The organism is Bacillus sp. JHAA, assembly GCF_036961585.1.
GTDB classification, from domain to species: domain Bacteria; phylum Bacillota; class Bacilli; order Bacillales; family Bacillaceae; genus Bacillus; species Bacillus velezensis.
The window spans coordinates 414,762-429,262 of sequence record NZ_JBAMDE010000002.1 but is presented as its reverse complement, the minus strand read 5'-3'; the positions used below and the strand labels follow the sequence as shown (position 1 = coordinate 429,262).

The window sequence follows — 14,501 nt, the reverse complement described above, 5'->3', positions numbered from 1 at the left end:
TTTTATCAAGTTTGATCCTTTTCCCTTTTTAGTCATTTCTTTGCGAACGTTTATAGACATTCACGGTTACCAACCAGCTCATAACGATGATTCCTGCAAAAAGAATGAGCATATTACCGTACAAATAAGCGGAATGATCAGCGTTAACAGGCAGCAGCCTTTGATCCAGCAAGCGGATCGATAATAAACCGCCTGCAATCGAAATACCCGTTCCCTCTGATAGAAAGCTGGTAAAATTAAGCAGACTCATTCCGGCGCCGGCTTCCTTTTGTTTCAAACTGCCAGATACCATTGTAGATATAACCGTTTTTGTGAAGGAGAGCCCCCCAAAAACAAAAACGATGATAACGGACATGAGCCATGGTGTCGCATCTATAAAAAAGGCAGCGATTAAAAAGCTGGAAAACATCAATGCAATCCCAATGGTCAGCACATATAAAGAACCTTTCCGATCAACAAGCCATCCTCCAATGTAACCGAAGATGATGACGCTCATCGTTCCGGGAAAACATAATCCCGCTTCCAATTGCCGCAGTACTTAAATGTGAACATCTTTCATCATATAAGGAACCATAGACACACATCCTGCTGCAGTGCCGAGTATCAGGCCTCAGCAAAGGACGCCCATCATAAACAAGACATTTTTCCACAGTGCAGGGTCAACAAAGGATTTTGCACTTCATCCATAACTCCCCCTGCATTGATTGATATACCTTATTATAAATCCTCAAGCCGATGTTTTGAATACTTTGCGACACACACCCGCTAAATGACGAAACATCTAAAATTTACAGTACCAAAAAACCGCAATTTCATTTGCTGTTGAAAAATTGGAATATAGCATTGTATCGACCGCTCCTATGACAAAGTTATTTTTGGCATAAAAATGACAAGCTGAAACATTAATATCTTGTGTTTCAAGCATAAGACCGCATAAATGATTCTCCTTTGCCCACTCAACCGCTTTATGCAATAAAGCCGTCCCGACACCATTTTTTCTATAATCTTCTGCAACGGCAATGTCTTCAATCAGTGCGTATCCATTCCAATTAGAACGAAGCTTACTCCGGCCGACACAGTCGTTCTCTGCGTAATAAAAAAAGACAACTTTATCCTCTTCTTCAATATAACTGACATCAATGTCTTCATCATCATATTTTTTGACATAAGGTTCAGCAAATTTCTCCTCTGTATATGTCCAAACATTGTTTTCAAATGAAGGGATGATTCTCCCTGAAACAACGAAAGATTCGTTTGGTTTATTGAAGTCTTTCATATTGAATCGCGTCATTTTAGTTATCATCATAATCACCTTTCTGTATTTATTGACCTTAATTTACATCTTTTGAACTGTTGATTCGTCTGCATGTCATGGATACCGGTTTAATAACTCTAAAAAACAAAAAAGATACTAACATCGATTGGTATCATCTATTCATTCGAGCCCTTACAACAATATCCTATTTCGGAGCTTCCAAACCGAATTTAGTCCATTCCTCTTTTGCCGGACCGTAAATACCCGGAACAGGTAAACCTGCTTGTCTCATAAGGACAGTCATTTGTCCTCGATGATGGTTTTGATGTTGAATTAAAAACATCAAAAGTGAACCATTTGGCAATTGCTGACCAATAAAGTTGACACATTCTTGAAGTGTATCGTCAGTCCATTGCGTTTTTAACGCCTGTACAAATGCATTACTGGCTTGATGATAACTCTCAGCAATAAACCGCGCCGATGCAGGAACATGATAATCTTCGGCCGGAGCGTGAAACGTTAAATCTGTGTTTGAGGTAATGATGTGAATGGCAGCGACAGTATGCCATGCAATACGGCCCAAAGTCCAATGTTGTGAAGTGATTTCTTGTTTAAGTGATTCATCAGTCAGATGATTCAGCAGTTTTTGTGTCGCATCGGCTTCGAATTCCCAAGATTTCAAAAAATGGTCTAAGGTTTGAAACATAAAAATCCTCCTTATCCTTTTTTGTTTTTCTATGTATCTACAGTTCAATTATAGTGCTCCGTTTAGTTAAAAAAGAACAAAACGATAGACAGACATTTTCAACAGAAAGCCCGATCTGACAACAACAGACAAAATATAAGAACATAACGGATAACTCTATACTTCTTTTTCTTCAATCGACAAAAAAAGGATAGCTGTTCAAACAGGATTCTTCTGTCTAATATTTTCTCTTTGCGAAAGTCCATATCGTCTTAGTGATTGAACCGGAGACAAAACAGCTCCCCGTCATCATAGCCACCCAAATGAAAAATGTCGGTTCGGCACCTATTACAATAAACATGAATATCAAGGACAAAAAGAATACAATAACAACCATCATCCATACTTTTTTAAAGATGAAATATCCTAAAATCCCTAACAGAAAAGAAGCTGCCGGAAGAAAAATAAGAATGATATACGCGGGGCTCAACAGCGGGCTAATACAAACACCTCCCAATTTCAAAACGAGGCAGTTCCTGCTTTTTGTCTGATATGAAGTGATTTTTTTCATCTTGATATTAAACCGCTTCATTCATTTTATACATATTATACCAATACCATCGAGTCAAATATAGATATTTATTCATTTTTAACATACTTTAGGAAAATCAGGAGTGAATTAAAGTCTGAGGATAGCCCGCTTTTTCTATCCCTAGTAAGTCCTGCCGCATTGATTTTAGCTCATTGTTTTTGCAGCGCTAATATTCTCATAATCGTGTGCATAACGCTGCTTTCCTCATTTGATTTGATGACAAAGTGCGCCGCATCTTTTATTTCGTCAATGGCATTCTTAACCGCAAAGCTGTAGGATGCCGCTTCCATCAATTCTTTGTCATTGCGGCCGTCTCCGAACGCCATTGTTTCATCAGCCGAAACCCCTAATAATCGCTGCAGTTCTTGTACTGTTGTTCCTTTATGTATTCCGATATTTGCTATGTCCATCCAGGTATCCTCTGATGCTACGATATATAATTGGTGAAAAAATTCATGCAGCTTTTCTCTCGTTTCCGGACAGTTGGCGTCGGGATCATGAACCGTAATCTTGATAAAATCATCTTTTATCTCAGTAAAATCAGTTATTTTCGTTACATGTGCATAAGAGGCATTTACATATTTCATCTCACTTTCAGACAGATTTTCTTTTACGATCGCACCATTTTTTGTGCATGCGATAATGCTATGCCCGCAGCTGATTTTTTCTAAAGCGCCTATAATTGACAGTCCCGCTTCATTGCTGATCAAAGATTCATATACGAACTTGCCGTTCTTTTTTATACGTGTGGCACTGTCTCCTAAAATCCAAAAATCTTTCGCATCTTCTCCGAATAAAGCTTCCACTCTTTCACACTGCTTCCCGGTGCAGATGGCGAAAGCGACATGCTGTTCCTCCATTACTCGTTTTGTCTTTTCAAATAACGTTCTGTCAAAATCGCCTTGATTATTTAAAAATGTACCGTCTAAATCCGTAATCACTAATTTAATCATCGTTCAGCACCTCCGCAGTTAAAACGTCTTTTTCAGACAAAGGGTTTTTCACATTTTAGAATGGAATCAATCGCATTTAAGACCCCTTCTTCATTGTTTGATTGCGTGATATGCGCGGCAGCCTGTTTAATGCTTTCCTGCGCATTATCCATGGCGACCCCGTATTTCACGGCGGACACCATCTCCAGATCATTGCCGCTGTCTCCGAAGGCCGCACACTCTTCATCACCCATCCCCCATTGTTTCTGGAGAAGCTTAATCCCGCTCGCTTTATGAAGCCCCGGTATGATCAGATCTATGTCACCGTGCCCGCTTGATACAGGCGTGACGAAAGACCCGATGGCGTTTTTCAAATGGCTCAGTAGTGCGGAACAATGTTCAGCGGGAAAGCTGATGGAAAATTTCAAAATGTCATCATCGATGTTTTCAAAATGCGGCACCCTTTTTAACACATAATAATACTTACTGGCATGCAGATATTCATCTTCACCGGCATTTTCATGAATATACGCGCTTTTTTTTCCGCAGACAATGACGTTATTCACCTCATACTGTTCTAAAGCACGGATCACTGCTTTTGTAGTGTCTTCAGACATGTTACCCGCGAATAATTCTTCTCCGGCATTCACGACGAAAGCGCCATTCTCAGCAACGAAAGCGATTTCACTTTTGATTTCCGGAAAGAAGGATGTAAGCTGCGCATATTGGTTTCCGCTTGCTACGGCAAATTTAATTCCCCGCGATTTTAATTCACGATACTGATTCATAAAACGCTCTTTGTTATATGCCATTTCATCATTCAAAAACGTTCCGTCCATATCAACCGCTATCAGTTTGATACTCATATTGTCCTCCTTTTTTCGGCCGCTTTTGTCAGAGACCCTTAAAGAGATCATGCATAAAGCGTATGAACGAATTATATCCGCAGTTGTTTTGCGCCGTAAATCATTGGCTGACGTCTTGTTTTGAATGACACAAAAAGTGATTTGTCACATAAATATAACACTATGTTTCTTTTAAAAATGATATGTTACGATTAGATGTACATTCACCATTCTCATAAAAAGGAGAATCCCCCTGCATGTTCACACACGAAATGATTGCTTCATTTAACGAGCTTGAAACTTCTTTATACAACTACATCTCCCAAAACAGCGAGAAAGTCGTCTATATGCGAATCCGTGAATTGGCAAATGAAACCCATGTATCTACGGCTTCTATTTTACGTTTCTGCAAAAAAATAAACTGTGAAGGGTTTTCGGAGTTTAAGGTGAAGCTGAAAATGTATACGGAGGCAAATAAAAAAACGATTTTAAAGAGTCCCCATCATTCCGTTGCCGAGTTTTTTGAAAGAACAGTAAGCGGAGGGATGGAAGAAAAGCTGAAGGAAGCAGCAGCCCTTGCGGCCGATGCAGAAAGCGTCGTTTTTATCGGAGTGGGAAGTTCAGGAATTCTCGCCGAATACGGGGCCAGATATTTTTCGTGCTTAGGGAAACTTTCAATGTATATTAAAGATCCTTACTTTCCGGCCCATTCCCATTTCCGTCATAACAGCATCACGATCGCATTATCGGTTTCAGGTGAAGGAGATTCTACGGTGACTCATCTGAATCAGCTGAAACAAGAAGGCAGCCGGGTCATCAGTATTACAAATCATAAACATTCAACCATTGCCAAAATGTCCGATGTGAATATTTCATATTACGTGACGGAAGAATGGGTTGAAAATGCGAATATCACCACCCAAATCCCCGCTATGTACATACTTGAATCAATGGCTCGGGAGATATACAAATTGAGAGAATAAATTCAGGAACGAAAACACTGATACACTGGAGATTTCGCCCTTTTTGTAAAACCCTTCTCTGATGCTAGAGAAGGGTTTTGAAGATCACAGATGAGACACAATACAATTTGCATGGCCTGCCAGTTTATATTCTCCCAAACCGGAAGGCAGGAGAATATGATCTCCTTTTCTAAAGGGATATTCATGCCCGCCTGCAATCATTATTCCGTCTCCTTCGATCACGCTGACAAGAAGGAAGGGATGATCCTGGAATAGATTTGCTTCACCTTTTACATCCCACTTTTCGACTGAAAAATAAGGACATTCTATTAAAACAGCTGCCAGCAGATCATCTGTTTGTTTATATTGAACGGTCGGCCGTTCACGGACAGATGGAACGTCTATCACTTCTATACTTTTTTCCAAATGGAGCTCGCGCATCCTGCCGTCCGCATCTTTTCTTCCGTAATCATACAATCTGTAAGTCGTATCTGAATTTTGCTGCGTCTCTAAAATAAGTGTGCTCTTTCCAATCGCGTGAACGGTGCCGCTTGGGACAAAGAAGAAATCTCCCGGCTTTACCTTAACTCTGTTCAAAAGCCCGTCCCATTCTCCGCGCTCAATCATGGATATCAGTTCTTCTTTTGTTGTTGCGTTGTGGCCGAAAATGATCTCCGCATCTTTTTCACAATCAATGATATACCAGCATTCGGTTTTTCCAAGTTCCCCGTTTTCATGCATTTTGGCAAAGTCATCATTCGGATGCACCTGAACGGACAGGTCTTGGTCTGCGTCCAAAATTTTTGTAAGAAGAGGAAAACGGTCTCCTTCAAGGTTTCCGAATAAATCTCTGTGATGCTCCCACAATTCACCGAGCGTACATCCTTTATACATGCCGTTTCGAACTGTGCTCTGTCCATTTTGATGAGCGGCGAAGGCCCAGCACTCCCCTGTCCGCTCGGACGGAATATTATAGTGAAAATCACGCAGGGCGGCGCCTCCCCAAATTCTTTCTTTGAAAACCGGATTGAAAAATATCGGTTCAGTAGACATGATCATCCCCCGCTTTATTCGATTTCTTCCAGAAGCTCATACGCCTCTTCTTTTGTCTGAACGGAGAGCAGCCTTTCCCGATAGCTGTCATCCATCAGTTTTCGGGATAACATCTGCAATATTTTCAGATGCTGATTTCCGCCGCTTTCCTTCGGTACGGCAATCATAAAAATCAGTTTTGCATCAGAACCATCAAGGCTGTTCCAGTCAACACCCGAACGTCTTATTCCGAATGCGACACCCGGCGTTTTGACGGCTTCAGACTTTCCGTGCGGAATGGCGATATTCATACCTATCGCCGTGGTTCCCTGCTGTTCCCGGCTCAAAATGGCCTGCTTAAATCCGCTGTCAGACAGCAGCATACCTTTACGGGACATTTTCTCGATCATTTCATCGATAATGTCATCCCTCGTTTCGCCGGATAAATGCGGTTCAATCAAGTCCGTACTGATAATGTCAGTCAGTTTTTTGATTTCGGTCATCCCGGCTTTTCGGCTGTCAGCCTGAGATGGTTCCTTTGTTTCTTTTGCCGCTGCAGCTTCATTTGGTGCGGCAGACGGCAGCACCTCGCCGGGCGCGGGGGATTTCGCCATATCTTTCTTCAGTACATTAACCAACAGAGCGGTGACAAGAGAGCCTGCTGTTACAGCGATAAAAAACATCAGTACATGATCTACTGCTCCAAGTACAGCAACGATGGGGCCGCCGTGTGCCACTCTGTCCCCCACATGGCCGATCATCGCTATCACCGAGCCGATCATAGAACCCGCCATAATACTCGGGATCACACGAAGGGGGTCTTGGGCCGCAAATGGAATGGCTCCTTCCGTGATACCGAAAAGGCCCATCGTAAATGATGCTTTTCCCATTTCTCTTTCTGCGGCGGCGAATTTTCTTTTCCCTAAAAACGTTGCAATCCCAAGCCCTATCGGCGGTATACAAATGGAAACGGCAATCGGGCCCATGATTTCATAATTTCCTTCTCCGATCATTGCCGATCCGAAAAGAAAGGCCACCTTGTTTACGGGTCCTCCCATATCAAAGGAGATCATCGCTCCTAAAATCAATGCCAGAAGAATTGAGCTCGAACCTTTCATTCCCGCAAGCCAAACCGTTAATGATGCGAAAATATGAGCGACGGGGGCGCCGATCAGAAAGACAAACGCCAAACCGACGATCAGTGAGGCAAACACCGGAATAATAATGATCGGCATAATCGGCTGTATTGCTTTAGGAACTTTACATTTTTTGATTCCAAGCGCCGCATATCCCGCCAAAAATCCCGCAATGATTCCTCCAAGAAATCCTGCGCCGCTTGCACTGTCGTAAAAGCTGCCGGATGCCGCAATATATCCGCCGATCATTCCGGGGACAAGACCCGGCTTATCAGCGATGCTGAACGCGATGTACCCGGCTAAAATCGGGATCATGAATGAAAAAGAAGCACTGCCGATCTGTTCAATCGTTTTCCAAAAAGACTCGTCCGGAATGACTAAGCCCTTTGGTGTTTTTTCTCCTCCAAGCGTCAATGCAACCGCTATCAATAATCCGCCGACGACAATGAAAGGAACCATAAAAGAAACGCCGTTCATTAAATGACGGTAAATCGGGTTTTGTTTTTTGCCCTGCTGACTTGCGGATTCAGCTTTTGAAGCAGATTGATAGACCGGCACTTCACCGCTAAGCGCTTTTTGAATTAATTCTTCCGGTTTGCGGATGCCTTCCTGAACCCCGACAGCCAGCAGCTTTTTTCCCGCGAATCGGTCTTTGTTCACCGAACGGTCCGCCGCGATAATGATTGCGTCTGCTTCCTGGATTTCCTCTTCGGTCAGCCTATTTTCCACCCCGATTCCGCCCTGGGTTTCCACTTTGATCTCAACGCCTAATCTGCCGGCTGCTTTTTGTAAATTTTCAGCAGCCATATACGTATGGGCAATGCCGTTCGGACATGAAGTAATCGCTAACAGTTTCATATAAATCCTCCTTTGCAGTCTGAATTTCAAGATCTTGTCTCAACTTTATACTGAAATCAGCCTGTGATAAGCACGTTTTTTTACCATAAGTTCCGGAAATAACGGCATTTTTCCCTATAAACAGAAAAAAAGCAGGGAGCCATTCCCTGCTTTTAATAGTTTAAATACGATAAAAACGTCATCACATTTTTTTCTTCCGTCAGTTTTTGAATAAATGCCGGCTGCTCGCTAAGATAGGAAAGCTCACTGAATAATTGCTTTACCTTGTTTTGATCTTCGTGTTTGACAGCAAGCATAAAAACGAGCGACACCTTTTCTGTCCCCCATTCAATCGGCTCTTTTAAGGTGGCGATTGCAATGGCTGATTGTTTGATATATTTAGAGTTCGCGTGAGGGATGGCAATACCCGCCCCAATATTTGTCGCCGACATTTTTTCTCTCATTACTGCATGAATGCCATACTCTTTTTCTACATAGCCTTTTTCATACAAAGCCTGCGCCAGCTTTTCAATGACCTGATAACGGTGCTCTGTCTCTTGCTGTAAAAAAACGAGAAACGGAGTCGTGTCGTTCAGCATTTTAAACGTTTTTTGCTCCCGGCGATGTGATGTATCAAGCTGTTGCATAAATGCGCTGAGCTTCTTTTCATCAGCAGACTCCAAAAGCGGTGATACGACAATATGAGGGATCGTTACATTTCCAAGCCCTATCGTAGAAATGACGAAATCTATATCTTTATGCTTTTTGATATACTCTGTCAGCTCCGCTTTTGCGATACAGTCTTTTACCGTAATGTGATGAAATTTGCGTTCAATTTTAGTCCGCAGCAATTGTGACATGCCAATGCCCATATGGCAGACGATGATCGTCCCTTTAGGGTTATGACTGCTTCGGCGCAGCCGTTCGATCGCTGCCTGAAAATGCAGCGTCAAATAGGCCGCCTCTTCTTCAGGAATATAAAGATCAAATGTTTGATTGATGTCTTCTAAAACGTCAATGATAAGATGAAACAAATAAGGGTACATTTTTTTGATGTCGTGAAGCATGGGGTTTGAAACAGAGAGATCATAGCTCAGCCGCTTCAACACCGGATCGAGATGAATGTTCAATCCGTTGATCAGTTCCCGGTCTTTATGAAAATCCAGCATTTGCAGTTCTGAAACACGATTGATCAAATGCCTGACGACTTTGGAAAGCTCAGAATCTTCAAGATCAAGCTTCTTTTCTTGCTGCGATGGATAGCGGACTTTCCCGCCTATTATATGTAAAGTTAAATAGACGGCTTCTTCCTCAGGAAACCGGATGGCAAATACCGGCTCAAGCCGTTTTAAACAAGCCAGTGTCCATTCATATTCTTTCTTCTTTTTTACCGCGTCCAGCTGTCTTGCAGAAATGGCGACCGGCTGTTTCATTTTGATACGGCGGATAGTCAGCAATGTATGCAGCAGCAAACTTTCAAATGTTTCATCCGTAAAATAGATAGAATGTTTTTTTTGTAATAACTTGATTTCTTTTCTCACAAAGTCCGCTTCATAACTTAAAAACTTACTTTTTATAAATTGGCTTGTAAATTCCGCATTATCAATCAAATCTGAAATTCGCGCCAATGCTTTTCTTTTGTTTTTTTCGTCCCCTTCAATCTTTAAGCCAAGCCGCTGTTTAGAAACCAGTATGAGATCAAATCGCTTCAGCCACTCCTCAACCGCACTTACATCCTTTTTAATGGAAGCTCTGTTTACAAAATGCTGTGCGGCAATTTCTTTTGCGGAAACGGGCTTTGAATTCATTAATAAATCATAAGCGATGTGAAGTATTCTTTCTTCATCGGTCTTGTGCCCGCACGTAAAGTGCTCATTATAAATTTGCCGGCTTAACCGTGACCTTTCCTGTTCAGATATATGTAAATAGACGCCTAATCCCGGTTTGCGGATCAGCTGAGCTTGAGCATGTTCATTCAGGAAATCTTCAATCGTTTTCAAATCATTCCTGATCGTTTTTTCAGAACAGCGGACCCTGTCTGCGAAATCTTGCACAACTAAGTAGTCATCAGGTTCAGATAACAACAGATACAAAATCTTTTTCTGCCTTGAATTCATGTATTTCATCTGTTTTTCTATCCTTCCTGTCCGTTTCTGCTGGAGCAATTGTGATAGGTTAAATATACTGCGCATACGAAACCGTTTTCATTTTATAGTGAAACAAAAGAGTAAAAAGTTTTGTTTTTTACCGCAGGTTCCGGAAAAATCATGTTTTATACAGAGACAATTCACCTTTGATTGACGTCAAAACACCAACCGTTTTTAAACGATTGGTGTCGGCAGCGAAAACCTGCTGTTACAGCCAAAATGTTTCGCCAAGCGCTAATGCTTTCAGGTTTTCAGGAGATAATGCAAGCCGATCCCACTCGCCGTGCAGTCTGCTTAATGCTTCCCGGCCTGTATCATCAGCAAGCCGGAATGCCCCGTAATGCATGGGAATGAAGCTGTCAGCCTTCAGCTCCAAAAACGCTTTTACGGCGTCTTCCGGATTGATATGTGACACTTGCATAAACCATTCCGGTTCGTATGCTCCGATCGGCATCAGAGCCGCCTTAATACGAAACCTCTCTCCGATTTCTTTAAAGCCTTCAAAATAGCCTGTATCTCCTGCAAAATAGATGGACTCGCCGTTTTTGCTTTCTATGACCCAGCCTCCCCAATGAGAGGTATCGGTATCCCAAAGCGTTCTCCGTGTCCAGTGCTGGGCCGGAACAAATGATATATTCACCCCCCGCATCTCAAAACGATCCCACCAATTCATTTCATGAACGTTTTTGCGGCCTTTTTTGTTGAACAGCTTTTTCAATCCCGCAGGCACGTAAAAATCCGGGTTTCCTCTCAGTTTTTTTATACTCGGAAAATCAAGATGATCATAATGCCCGTGTGAAATGAGCACGGCATCAATGTCAGGCAGTTCGCTCAATTCATATCCCGGCTCTGTCAGCCGTTTTTGAAAACCCATCCGCCGCGCCCATACAGGGTCGGTCATTATGTTAAGCCCCTGTATTTGGATCAGAAATGAAGAATGGCCGATCCAAGTTATGGCGGTTTCCGTCCGATTGACGGCAACATCACGGACATCCCTTGTGACCGCTTTCGGAATGTTCTCGCTTAAGTCTTTACTTTTTTCTCTTCGTTCTTTCATCCATTTCCACATGTCCCTGAATCCATGTTCATTCTTCACGCCATTCAAGTTTTCATATCTTTTTTTCATTATCATTCTCCCTTGACACGTGTTCTATTAGATTCATCGGACATTTATACAATGTCTGTAAATACCGCCCCGCTTGCTTCGGCTAAATCTTGAGGCGCTGCTTTCAGCTGCATTCCGATTTTCCCCGCACTGACAATCATAAACTCCAGTGTTTCAGCGGATCTATCAATAAAAGTCGGAAACCTTTTTTTCATGCCGATCGGAGAGCAGCCGCCGCGCATATAGCCGGTTACTCCCAAAAGGTCCTTCATGGCAATCATTTCTATTTTCTTCTCACCTGCCGCCTTCGCAGCTTTTTTCAGATTCAGTTCTTTTGCAACGGGAACGACAAAGACGTAATAACGATCAGTACCTGCAGATGCCACTAAGGTTTTATAAACATATTCGGCAGCGTATCCGATTTTTTGTGAAACGGAAAGACCGTCTGCGGGCTGTCCCCCTTCTGTTTTGTAACCTAATAGCTCATAGGGAATGTTTTGCTGCTCAATTATACGGACAGCATTTGTTTTCACTGTTTTTTTCGCCATGGTTTTCCTCCGTTTTCTGTATTTCTTTCTGCTTTATTTTCAACTTCGATTTTAATAAAATGACCGCTCAGTTGCGTGCTTTGTAATACTCAAGTGCAAACTGTTTAAAACACTCAGCAGCGGGAGAAAGAGCATGGTTTTTCAGCTGGGCTAGCGCTATGGTGCGTTCGCATTGGTAATCTGCAACCGGTAGAAAAACGACCGGAAAGTATGAATGCTCCGCGGTTTTCGGCAGCACTGCAGCCCCCAGACCCGCGGCGGTCAGCCCTAATATGGTTGACACTTCCTCTCCTTCAAATGCGAGATGCGGGTGTATATTCAAATCCCGGCACATCAGATCAAACATATACCTCAGCCCGTATCCCGGTTTAAAACCCACAAAATCCTCGTCCTGCATCTCTTTCATTTGAATGCTTTTATTTCCTGCAAGCGGGTGGTTCTCAGGTAGCACCGCATAAAGAGGCTCTTTCTCCAGCACTGTCCATTGTAAAAGCTCGCTGGGAAGCGGCGGGGAGCTGAGACAGATATCCGCATCTCCCGTTTCCACCATTTTGCGAAGCGTTTCATTTGCACCTTGATAAAGCCGGAAGGTCACGTTTGGGTATAGCTTTTTAAATTCGGCAATCAGCTGAGGCATTAAGCGCAGCCCGAGCGTATGAAGAAAAGATACAGATATTTCGCCGTGCTCCAGGCTCATATTCTTTTTCACTTGTTCAACGCCTTCATTTAAAGCTCGTCTCGCTTGTTTTGCTTTTATTAAGAACTGCTCTCCGTGCCTTGTCAGCCGGACGGCTTTTGTCTCTCTGTAAAATAACGGCGCGCCTAATTCTTCTTCGAGCCTGATAATCGATCGGCTTAATGCCGGCTGAGAAATCATTCTTTCTTTTGCCGCATTTGTGAAATGCTGATGAGCTGCCGCCGCAATGAAGTTGTCAATTTGATGAAGCTCCATTTTCTCCTTCTCCCCTTTCTTCATAACCTACACGCATTAATTCTATAGTTATTATAAATTAGACACATTGAAATGAAAAGCGTACGATACATATATAACCAACAGTGAGAAAAGAGGGACATTCATGACGTTTATTCAGCCTCATACAAAGGCTTACAGAAAGGCCAGCTTGGCTCTGTTTATCAGCGGCTTTGTGACCTTCGCCACCCTTTACACGACACAGCCGCTTCTGCCTTTGTTTTCGGAAGAGTTTCATATTTCCGCTGCGGCTGCCAGCTTAACTTTATCCATCTCAACAGCCGTTTTGGCATTTTCATTATTGGCCGCCGCTTCGTTGTCTGACGGATTCGGCAGAAAAAAATTAATGGTGCTGTCGTTAACAGCTACTTCTGTTTTAGGTCTATTAACAGCGTTCAGTCCGGCTTTTCCCGCGCTTTTGGCGATGAGGGCGCTGCTCGGTATTTTCCTGGCAGGCGTTCCGGCTGTCGCTATGACATATGTAGGCGAGGAGTTTGATCCGAAGGGCCTCGGGAAAATGATGGGCTTGTATATCAGCGGCACAAGCATCGGGGGAATGAGCGGCAGGCTGTTAACGGGGCTTCTGACCGATGTATTCGGCTGGCGGCCGGCGCTTGCCATCATCGGCATTCTTTCTATTGTATTAAGCTATTTGTTTTGGCGTTTTCTTCCGGCTCCGCGCCATTCATCTGAGCGGCATGCGGGCGTAAAAGCGGCATGTAAGGAATACGGAGCGGTCCTGCACCGCAAACGGCTGCTTTTGTTAATATCTCTGGGATTTATATTAATGGGGAGTTTTGTGACATTATATAATTATATCGGCTTTCATTTAATGGCGGCTCCTTATCATTTGTCGCAGACTGTGATCGGTTTTATTTTTATTGTCTATCTCGCGGGAACGTTCAGCTCTGTCTATATGGGGAAAAAAGCAGATCTTTTCGGAAGCGCGAAAATGATTAAGATTGCGATTTTTGTTATGCTTGCCGGCGCAGCGGTGACACTTTTGCCCCAGCTTGCGCTTAAAATCGCGGGGATTGCCGTCTTTACCTTCGGCTTTTTCGGCGCGCATTCGATCGCAAGCGCCTGGGTCGGCCGCGCAGCCGGTGATCATCGCGCGCAAGCCTCTTCATTATATCTGCTTGCATACTATATCGGTTCAAGCGTGGCCGGGTCTTGCGGCGGTTTCTTTTGGACGCATTTTCATTGGATCGGTATCATTTCATTTATTTCGGTTTTGCTATTGCTGTCTTATCCGATTTTATTTCTGGCGGAATTCAGAAAAAAGGGACATAGCCGCCTGCATGTGAATCAATAAAAACATTAAAGATTTGTGCCTTTTGTCCGATACTAAAGATAAGGCCGGCACGATACTCCCTATAACTATTCCTTTTGATTCAGTAGATTTCAAATATCGTGCCGGCTTTCTTCAATTAAAAAACATTCTTCAGTTGTCTC

At 43.0% G+C, this 14,501-nt stretch carries 13 protein-coding genes and 1 pseudogene; 2 read left to right on the top strand and 12 right to left on the bottom strand.

What is annotated here, in order from left to right; all coding sequences use genetic code 11:
• Positions 1-28 precede the first annotated feature (28 nt).
• From V7728_RS06160 to V7728_RS06135, 6 genes and pseudogenes are all read right to left on the bottom strand, one after another.
• Positions 29-667: pseudogene (locus V7728_RS06160) on the bottom strand (MFS transporter); the annotation flags it as partial.
• Positions 668-781: 114 nt separating this feature from the next.
• A complete protein-coding gene (gene satA / locus V7728_RS06155) occupies positions 782-1,303 on the bottom strand; it encodes a streptothricin N-acetyltransferase SatA (RefSeq protein ID WP_032866673.1) in 522 nt (173 codons plus the stop codon).
• 157 nt (positions 1,304-1,460) lie between these two features.
• Positions 1,461-1,961: a DinB family protein gene (locus V7728_RS06150; RefSeq protein ID WP_032866670.1), complete on the bottom strand. Its 501-nt coding sequence runs from the start codon at positions 1,959-1,961 to the stop codon at positions 1,461-1,463.
• Between the two features lie 217 nt (positions 1,962-2,178).
• Complete coding sequence (locus tag V7728_RS06145; RefSeq protein ID WP_080686311.1) at positions 2,179-2,511, bottom strand: DUF2651 family protein; 333 nt, start codon at positions 2,509-2,511, stop codon at positions 2,179-2,181.
• Positions 2,512-2,681: 170 nt separating this feature from the next.
• Positions 2,682-3,485, bottom strand: coding sequence for an HAD-IIB family hydrolase (locus V7728_RS06140; protein ID WP_025285030.1), 804 nt, complete (start codon positions 3,483-3,485; stop codon positions 2,682-2,684).
• Between the two features lie 32 nt (positions 3,486-3,517).
• Positions 3,518-4,330 (bottom strand): Cof-type HAD-IIB family hydrolase, encoded by an 813-nt coding sequence (locus tag V7728_RS06135; protein ID WP_032866668.1) that lies wholly within the window; start codon positions 4,328-4,330, stop codon positions 3,518-3,520.
• Positions 4,331-4,566: 236 nt separating this feature from the next.
• Between V7728_RS06135 and V7728_RS06130 the strand changes: the two genes are divergently transcribed.
• Positions 4,567-5,292, top strand: coding sequence for a MurR/RpiR family transcriptional regulator (locus V7728_RS06130; RefSeq protein ID WP_032866666.1), 726 nt, complete (start codon positions 4,567-4,569; stop codon positions 5,290-5,292).
• 84 nt (positions 5,293-5,376) lie between these two features.
• Here the strand turns inward: V7728_RS06130 and manA are convergent, their stop codons facing one another.
• The 6 genes from manA to V7728_RS06100 form a co-directional block, all read right to left on the bottom strand.
• Positions 5,377-6,324 (bottom strand): mannose-6-phosphate isomerase, class I, encoded by a 948-nt coding sequence (manA, locus tag V7728_RS06125; protein ID WP_032866664.1) that lies wholly within the window; start codon positions 6,322-6,324, stop codon positions 5,377-5,379.
• Positions 6,325-6,338: 14 nt separating this feature from the next.
• The gene (locus V7728_RS06120; protein WP_032866662.1) at positions 6,339-8,297 is read right to left on the bottom strand and encodes a fructose-specific PTS transporter subunit EIIC; all 1,959 of its coding nucleotides are present in this window, start codon (positions 8,295-8,297) and stop codon (positions 6,339-6,341) included.
• Positions 8,298-8,449: 152 nt separating this feature from the next.
• Positions 8,450-10,402: a BglG family transcription antiterminator gene (locus tag V7728_RS06115; RefSeq protein ID WP_032866660.1), complete on the bottom strand. Its 1,953-nt coding sequence runs from the start codon at positions 10,400-10,402 to the stop codon at positions 8,450-8,452.
• A 229-nt stretch (positions 10,403-10,631) separates the two neighbouring features.
• Positions 10,632-11,549, bottom strand: coding sequence for an MBL fold metallo-hydrolase (locus V7728_RS06110; RefSeq protein ID WP_032866657.1), 918 nt, complete (start codon positions 11,547-11,549; stop codon positions 10,632-10,634).
• Positions 11,550-11,593: 44 nt separating this feature from the next.
• A complete protein-coding gene (gene ybaK, locus V7728_RS06105) occupies positions 11,594-12,076 on the bottom strand; it encodes a Cys-tRNA(Pro) deacylase (protein WP_012118054.1) in 483 nt (160 codons plus the stop codon).
• Positions 12,077-12,143: 67 nt separating this feature from the next.
• Positions 12,144-13,028 (bottom strand): LysR family transcriptional regulator, encoded by an 885-nt coding sequence (locus V7728_RS06100; RefSeq protein WP_032866654.1) that lies wholly within the window; start codon positions 13,026-13,028, stop codon positions 12,144-12,146.
• A gap of 124 nt (positions 13,029-13,152) precedes the next feature.
• On the opposite strand from V7728_RS06100, the gene V7728_RS06095 reads away from it, so the two are divergent.
• Complete coding sequence (locus V7728_RS06095; RefSeq protein ID WP_032866651.1) at positions 13,153-14,361, top strand: MFS transporter; 1,209 nt, start codon at positions 13,153-13,155, stop codon at positions 14,359-14,361.
• Positions 14,362-14,501: the final 140 nt, after the last annotated feature.

What these genes read in the sequence shown, in the direction of transcription:
- satA (WP_032866673.1), bottom strand. Translation starts at nt 1,303, where the DNA reads ATGATAACTAAAATGACGCGATTCAATATGAAAGACTTCAATAAACCA.
- V7728_RS06150 (WP_032866670.1), bottom strand. Translation starts at nt 1,961, where the DNA reads ATGTTTCAAACCTTAGACCATTTTTTGAAATCTTGGGAATTCGAAGCC.
- V7728_RS06145 (WP_080686311.1), bottom strand. Translation starts at nt 2,511, where the DNA reads ATGAAAAAAATCACTTCATATCAGACAAAAAGCAGGAACTGCCTCGTT.
- V7728_RS06140 (WP_025285030.1), bottom strand. Translation starts at nt 3,485, where the DNA reads ATGATTAAATTAGTGATTACGGATTTAGACGGTACATTTTTAAATAAT.
- V7728_RS06135 (WP_032866668.1), bottom strand. Translation starts at nt 4,330, where the DNA reads ATGAGTATCAAACTGATAGCGGTTGATATGGACGGAACGTTTTTGAAT.
- V7728_RS06130 (WP_032866666.1), top strand. Translation starts at nt 4,567, where the DNA reads ATGTTCACACACGAAATGATTGCTTCATTTAACGAGCTTGAAACTTCT.
- manA (WP_032866664.1), bottom strand. Translation starts at nt 6,324, where the DNA reads ATGTCTACTGAACCGATATTTTTCAATCCGGTTTTCAAAGAAAGAATT.
- V7728_RS06120 (WP_032866662.1), bottom strand. Translation starts at nt 8,297, where the DNA reads ATGAAACTGTTAGCGATTACTTCATGTCCGAACGGCATTGCCCATACG.
- V7728_RS06115 (WP_032866660.1), bottom strand. Translation starts at nt 10,402, where the DNA reads ATGAAATACATGAATTCAAGGCAGAAAAAGATTTTGTATCTGTTGTTA.
- V7728_RS06110 (WP_032866657.1), bottom strand. Translation starts at nt 11,549, where the DNA reads ATGAAAAAAAGATATGAAAACTTGAATGGCGTGAAGAATGAACATGGA.
- ybaK (WP_012118054.1), bottom strand. Translation starts at nt 12,076, where the DNA reads ATGGCGAAAAAAACAGTGAAAACAAATGCTGTCCGTATAATTGAGCAG.
- V7728_RS06100 (WP_032866654.1), bottom strand. Translation starts at nt 13,028, where the DNA reads ATGGAGCTTCATCAAATTGACAACTTCATTGCGGCGGCAGCTCATCAG.
- V7728_RS06095 (WP_032866651.1), top strand. Translation starts at nt 13,153, where the DNA reads ATGACGTTTATTCAGCCTCATACAAAGGCTTACAGAAAGGCCAGCTTG.